Raw genomic sequence first — 6,872 nt, forward strand, 5'->3', positions numbered from 1 at the left:
ATATCCGTTCGATTATTTACTCCCGCCACCTGCCGCGACGATATTTCACGCGGCTAAGTTAGTAAATATTAGTCAGTAATCGTCAATTTTATGTCATATTTCATACTTTCAGCGTCATACTCTGCGGCGTCGAAATCGCAGAATATGGCGTTTTTACTACACAAAATCGCACGCAATACTGACACCGGAAAATTCCGAAAACACCGCAGAGACCGCGGGGAGATTTCATCGTCCGGTACGGAAAGGGCAGAGCCGCAATGCGATTACCTTACTTTTTCAGTTTACGGTACGCCATCGGCGACATGCCGGTCTCCCGGCGGAACAGACGGGAAAAGTAGAAACAGTCGCGGATCCCGACTTTATGACATATCTGATTGATTTTCATATCCGTGGTTTCCAACAGACGGCAGGCCCGCCGAATCCGGATACGGTTGAAACACGCGATCGGAGAAAGCCCCGTCCGGGCGTGGAACAGAGCGGTAAAATGAGAAACCGAATATCCCACATACGAAGCCAGCTCAGCCACGGAGACCTTCTTTTCGATATTCTCTTCCATAAAAAGAACCGCCGTTTCGACAATGTCGGCCTGGACGGACTCGTCCCACCGGCCCCTGAACTGGTGGACGAAACGGAACGATGCCAGCAAATGGTGCAGCACCGACGAGGCATACAGCAGATTTTCATTGCCGTATCCCCACTCCAGCGTCCGGTAGATCGTTTCGAACAGGGCTATCCGCTCCGCAAAACGGGCATTGACCTGCGGAGCCAACTCCCTGGGCGCATAAAGCCCGTCGCTGTAACAGGCCGCCATGGTCCCCCCGTAATGGATCCAATAGATCGTCCACGGGTTCCGCCCGTCCGCCCCGTAAGCGTGGGGAACCCCCGGCGGGAGAATGAAAAACTGATTCTCCGATACCCGGTACTCCCGACCGCCGACCGAAAAATACCCGCACCCTTCTATGCAATAGATCAGGATATACTGTTCTATCGGTTCGCGCCGCTGCCGGTAATGGTTGTGCGCATGCGGATAATGCCCGATATCGGTCACATAGAGCGCCGCGAACAACGGATTCTTTTTCAGTTCCCCGATACGGGATTCCGGCAAAACGAGACTCCGCTCGCCGATAAAACCGTCCTTTTGTCTCCGCATGATATGCACCGAATGATTAACCGGTTGCAAGAAAGGTATTTTTCCGATGGATAACAAACCGTTATCGTAAGATAATCCATAAAAATATCGGAATATTCTATTTTTCCCGACCCGATTTTTATCCTATTTTGCAAATATGACACGATCGACCATGACTATACGGCATACGCTCGCAATGCTTTTCCTGGCCGTTTTACCGCTGGCCGGACACACGCAATCCGCCTCCGTCTCGCTGGCCGGAGAATGGCTCGTGCGGCTCGATCCCGGCGATCGGGGCGCCGACCTCCGCTATTTCGACCGGCACGAAGGCGCCCCCATACGCCTGCCCGGAACATTGGACGAAGCCGGTTACGGCACCCCGACGAAAGGTTCCGATTACGGCATACTGACCCGGAAACACAAATATATCGGCCCGGCCTGGTACACCCGCCGGATCGAAATTCCGCGGGAATGGGAAGGGCAGGAAACCGAACTGTTTCTGGAACGCGTCATGTGGAGTTCCGAAGTCTGGATCGACGGCCGCAAGACCGACACCCAGGAGGGATTAGGAACGCCCCACATCCACCGGTTGGGCAGGCTGGAACCCGGCAGCCACCTGCTGGCCGTACGAATAGACAACGACATGCTCTACAATATCGGCGACAAAGGGCACGGTTACGGCGAGTACACCCAGATCATCTGGAACGGCGCGGTCGGACGGGTCGAACTGCGTCCCGTCTCCCGAACCGGCCGCATCCGGGTATGGCCCGATCCGGCCACGAACAGCGTCGAAGCGACATTCGACGCCGACGGCAGCCGCAAACGGTACCGGCTGTCCGAAGCCGGCAGCGGCCGGAACATACCGTTCCGCATCGAAAACGAACGGCCCGGCGCGGCAACACTCCGCCTGCTCGAGCCGGCTCAACGCTGGGACGAGTTTTTCCCCGCGCTCTATACCCTCGAAATCACCTCCGGCCGGGGACGCGGCAAACAGACCGAACGGCTGCGATTCGGTTTCCGGACAATCGAAAACTCGAAATCGAAAATACTCGTCAATGACAGGCCGGTATTCCTGCGCGGCAACCTCGACTGCGTCCATTTTCCGCTAACCGGCTACCCTTCGTGCGACCCGGCCGACTGGGAACGTATTTTCCGTATCTACAAGGCACACGGCCTCAACCACGTCCGGTTCCATTCATGGTGTCCGCCGGAGGCCGCATTCGCCGCTGCCGACAAGCTGGGCATCTACATTCAGGCCGAAGTGCTCTGGATCGACTGGTGGATGTCGGTCGTCAATCCCGACCGGCCGGAAATGACTACCCGGGGACTGCCCGAAGGACTCGGACACAATCCGTCGGCCGATACGTTCGTGCCGGCCGAGCTGCGGCGGATGCTCGACGCCTACGGCAACCACCCCTCGTTCACGATGCTCTGTATCGGCAACGAACTGGGCAATTCGGACTTCGGCGTGATGCAACGGTGGATCGACAGTCTGAAAGCCGACGATCCGCGGAGGCTTTATGCCGTATCGACCGCCCGGCAGATCACCCCCGCCGACCAGTATATGGCCACGCACCACTATCCCGGAGCGGGAAACACCTACGGGCTTTCGGGCGAAGGGACGGCATTCGACTGGGAGCAGACCTATTCCCGGACAGCAATCCCGACCATAGCCCACGAACTGGGGCAATATCCGGTTTACCCGCTGTGGAGCGAGATCGGCAAATACACCGGCGTACTCGAAGCACGCAACCTCGAAGGATTCCGTACACAGGCCCGCCGAAACCATATCGAACGGCTGGACAGCGTTTTCCGCCGGGCCAGCGGAGCCTTGCAGACGCTGCTTTACAAAGCGAATATCGAAGCGTTGCTGCGCACCCCCTCCTGCGCCGGTTACCAGTTGCTGAGCATGACCGATTATTCCGGGCAGGGCGAGGCGCTCGTAGGATGGCTCGATTCGTTCTGGGACCCCAAAGGCATCGTCTCTCCGGAGACGTTTCGGGAATACGGAGGGGCCGTCGTCCCGCTGGCCCGGTTCGACCGATATGTCTGGGAGAGCGGCCGGACATTCGCCGCTGCGATCGAAGTCGCCAATTACGGCCCCGACGCAGTGCCGGGCGTCCTGTCCTGGACCTTGTCGGCGCCGGGCGACACCCTCGGCCGGGGCGAGCTGTCCGGTCCGGCGATCGAACGGGGCCGGCTCGCCGGCTGCGGTCGGATAGAAGTACCGCTGGAAGGGATCGATTCGGCCCGGCAATACACCCTGACCGTAGCGATTGCCGGAACTCCTTACCGGAACCGATGGAGCATCTGGGTATATCCGCCCTGCAAAATACCCCAAACGGATGTGCTGGTGACCGATACGCTCAACGGGGCGGCCAGGCAACGACTGGCGGGAGGCGGACGGGTGCTTCTGCTGGCTCACCGGGCGGGAAACGACCGCACGACGACTCCGCTGGCCTTCACGCCGCTGTTCTGGTCGAACTCCTTTTTCCCGGGACAAACGACCAAAACGCTGGGACTGTACGTAGACTCCGCCCACTCGGCCCTGTCGGCCTTTCCGACGGCAGACCACAGCGACTGGCAATGGGAGCCGCTGTGTCGTGGACGCGCGTTCGTCGTCAACGAATACCCCGGGTTACGCCCCATCGTGCAGCCGATCAGCGATTTCCATATCAACGACAAATTGGCCTCCCTTTTCGAATGCAGGGTAGGGCAGGGACTGCTGATGGTATGCGGCCACGACCTGACGGGCGGCTCTCCGGCTATAAAACAACTGAAATATAGCCTTTTACGTTATATGAACACCTCCGATTTCTCCCCGAAAGCGGAACTGACGCTGCCGGACTTGCAGGCATTGCTGGGCAACGGTTCCGAAGACGGAACGACATCGGCCGTGCGGTACGAAGTGATATGCGACGGAAAAAAGACGGCCGAAGGTCCTTGGAGCGGACACGAAATCGAAGTACTTCTGAAGACGCCGAACGGCATTTTGGGCGATTTGCAAGTCGTTTTCGCCGACCGGTCCGAAGGAACGCTGGAAATCGAAGGGCGCAAAAGCCGCCTGTCTGCGGCCGAAGCGGCACTCTTCGTCATGCGGGAAGACACGAACGACGGGCGTGTAGTATTCCGTGCCACAGCCGAACCGGGCGGCATGCTGACCCTGACGCGGATCGAACTGGTGGCCCGGTAACGGAGGAATGCTGCCGGCAGCTTCCCGTCAACGAAACGGACTATTAACCAAACTCTTTTTCACGATATGATGAAAAAATGGATTTTATCGGCCGGCGCGGCCCTCGCGTTGGTTCCTGCGACGGCGCAAACGGTGCTCACGGGAGGGGGAGAGCTGAACCCCGACCTGAAAACCTCGGCCGAAGCACTGAAAAAATGGCAAGACCTGCGCGTCGGGATGTGCGTGCACTGGGGCCCTTCGTCGCTGAGCGGCAAAGAGATCGGCTGGAGCCGCGGAACGTCGGTACCGGTCTCGACTTACGACAGCCTCTACCTGCGCTTCAATCCGGAACGGTTCGACGCCGACCAGTGGTGCCGGCTGATGAAACGGTGGGGGATGCGTTATCTTTCGCCGACCTCGCGCCACCACGACGGTTTCTCCATCTGGTTTTCGGACTATTCGGAGTATGACATGGAAAATACTCCGGCCAAACGCGACCTGATGGCCGAAATGAAGGCGGCGTGCGACCGTCACGGCATTATGTTCGGAGCTTACTACTCCAATCTGGACTGGTACCACCCGGACTGGGTGCCGTACAGCCACGGCGGGCCGGGGCCGCTCTTCCCGAAACAGGAAGACAGCCCGAATCTGCCGCGTTATTTCGAATACATGGCCAACCAGGTCTGCGAATTGATCGACAAATACGACCTGGCCTTTATCCAGTTCGACGGGGAGTGGGACTCCACCTATACGCACGAGGTCGGTTCCGCCATGTACCGCCGTTTCCACACCCGCAAGCCGGAAATCCTGCTCAATTCGCGGGTGGACATCGGGCGCCGCATGGCCGGCGCGGACAACCACATCGACATGGACGGCACGAAATACGCGGGCGATTTCCAGGATCGCGAACGACTGACCAACCGGGGAAACAATGTAACGGTATGGGGCAGCCATCCGTGGCAGGCCTGGGTGACGATCGACAAATCGCAGTGGTCGTACAACCCGGCGCCCCAGCTGATGACGGCGACCGAATTGGTGCGCGACATGGTCGGCGTCGTAGGCAGCAACGGCAACTATATGATCAATCTGGGGCCGCGTCCGGACGGCACGTTCGAGCCGGGACAGATCGCGCTGATGGACACGCTCGGCACATGGCTGAAACGGCACGGCGAGGCTATCTACGGAACACGGGGCGGCCCGTATTACCCTTTCGACGGAGGGGTCAGCACCCGCAAAGGCAAACGGGCATGGCTGCTGATTACCGACCCGGCCGTGCAAACACTACATCTGCCGAATCCGCCGGAACGGTTGCTCTCGGCCCGCGACGGTATCTCCGGGAAGAAAATCGACTTTACGATTTCATCGTCAGGCACCCGGTTCGAACTGCCCGATGCCCGTCCGGAAGACCCGGTACGCATCGTGGAGCTGAAATTCGACGCGCCTGTCGGCATGTGCGAATCCGCTCTGCATTGTAAAGAATAAACGCGGGATTTTCCGCTCCGCCCGTTTTCACGCTATTGCGTTGCGTAAAAAGCATACGGTTAAAAATCAGTTCCCGCGTCAGCGGGCGGGCCGGACGCCTCCCCACCGGGAGGCCCGCAACCCTCGCACACTCGGGGCGGTCTCCCGGGCGCCCGACCCGAATGAAAAACGTACTTTTAATTTGCAGGTTAAAGCCCCGAGCCAGCGAGGGCAAAACCGCAGGTTGCAGCCCTTCGCCGGGAGTGGCTCCGGGCTGGCCGCTACGCGACAGACGATTAACCGTACACTTATTTCTAAGGTCGGACACCCTGGGAGGGTTCGGGTAGTTACAGTCCGGATCGAGTGCCGAGCGGCACCGGGCCTCCCGAAAGGAGGTATCCGGCCGGGCTGCAACAACCCTGAGTTGCGCCGCGGCCGGGAGGCTACGACCCCCAAATTCAATCGCTTCCGCGATTGTTGCGTTCTCCGCAGGCTGCGGCTCCCCATTGAATGGTCTGAAACAGGCCGGAACCACCCCTCGCAGCGAAGTCCGCAAAATCAATCGTTCCGGGATATGAGCAGATACGGTCCTTTCATGAAAAAAGCCCGCTTTTACGGGCTTTGGTATGGACGCAACGAAAAAGAAGCCGTTTTGCCGGTTATCGCTCTCCGGAAACTCCACTATATCGGTCGGGCCGTTTTCACTCGGCCTGCCGCTTCTCTTCGGTTTGCAACTCGCGTATCTCGCGGTTCAGGAATACGGACAATACGGTGCGGAGTACGACGATACCTCCCAATATGGCCAGCTCGTCGAGTCCCGGTTCCAGCACGGTCTTGAGGATATCCGAGGCGATCAGAAATTCGAGTCCCAGCAACAAATAGGTGCCGAACGTGGCCCGCAGGCGACGGATGTTCAGACCGGAATAACGGCCCGTAAACCGTCCGAGTTCGTTCCGTATAAAAGCGACGGCCGCCACCGCGGTGCCGTACGTGACGATGACCAGACTGACGATGCTGATGCCGATGGCGATCAGGTTCAGGTAATGAGCGATCATGGCAGGTCGGATTTTTAAGGAAAATTACAGCAATATACGGGCCACGCGCATATTT

4 protein-coding genes are annotated in these 6,872 nt (G+C 58.8%); 2 read left to right on the forward strand and 2 right to left on the reverse strand.

Going from position 1 to position 6,872, the window contains the following annotated elements:
* Positions 1-268: 268 nt before the first annotated feature.
* Positions 269-1,150, reverse strand: a complete 882-nt coding sequence (locus RIKMI_RS0100830) for an AraC family transcriptional regulator (protein ID WP_027290087.1) — start codon at positions 1,148-1,150, stop codon at positions 269-271.
* A gap of 136 nt (positions 1,151-1,286) precedes the next feature.
* On the opposite strand from RIKMI_RS0100830, the gene RIKMI_RS0100835 reads away from it, so the two are divergent.
* Together RIKMI_RS0100835 and RIKMI_RS0100840 are read left to right on the forward strand one after the other, a co-directional pair.
* Positions 1,287-4,322 carry a glycoside hydrolase family 2 TIM barrel-domain containing protein gene (locus RIKMI_RS0100835; RefSeq protein ID WP_245584923.1) on the forward strand — a complete coding sequence of 1,012 codons (3,036 nt, stop codon included), beginning with the start codon at positions 1,287-1,289 and terminating at the stop codon, positions 4,320-4,322.
* Positions 4,323-4,388: 66 nt separating this feature from the next.
* Positions 4,389-5,783 carry an alpha-L-fucosidase gene (locus tag RIKMI_RS0100840; protein ID WP_027290089.1) on the forward strand — a complete coding sequence of 465 codons (1,395 nt, stop codon included), beginning with the start codon at positions 4,389-4,391 and terminating at the stop codon, positions 5,781-5,783.
* 680 nt (positions 5,784-6,463) lie between these two features.
* On the opposite strand, the gene RIKMI_RS0100845 is transcribed toward RIKMI_RS0100840, so the two are convergent.
* Positions 6,464-6,817, reverse strand: a complete 354-nt coding sequence (locus RIKMI_RS0100845; protein WP_027290090.1) for a DUF1622 domain-containing protein — start codon at positions 6,815-6,817, stop codon at positions 6,464-6,466.
* Positions 6,818-6,872: the final 55 nt, after the last annotated feature.

Origin of the sequence: Rikenella microfusus DSM 15922 (assembly GCF_000427365.1) — a bacterium.
In the GTDB taxonomy this organism is placed as follows: Bacteria; Bacteroidota; Bacteroidia; order Bacteroidales; family Rikenellaceae; genus Rikenella; species Rikenella microfusus.

Bases quoted from the DNA above. Each gene is read 5' to 3' on its own strand.
- RIKMI_RS0100830 (WP_027290087.1), bottom strand. From the start codon at position 1,150: ATGCGGAGACAAAAGGACGGTTTTATCGGCGAGCGGAGTCTCGTTTTG.
- RIKMI_RS0100835 (WP_245584923.1), top strand. From the start codon at position 1,287: ATGACACGATCGACCATGACTATACGGCATACGCTCGCAATGCTTTTC.
- RIKMI_RS0100840 (WP_027290089.1), top strand. From the start codon at position 4,389: ATGATGAAAAAATGGATTTTATCGGCCGGCGCGGCCCTCGCGTTGGTT.
- RIKMI_RS0100845 (WP_027290090.1), bottom strand. From the start codon at position 6,817: ATGATCGCTCATTACCTGAACCTGATCGCCATCGGCATCAGCATCGTC.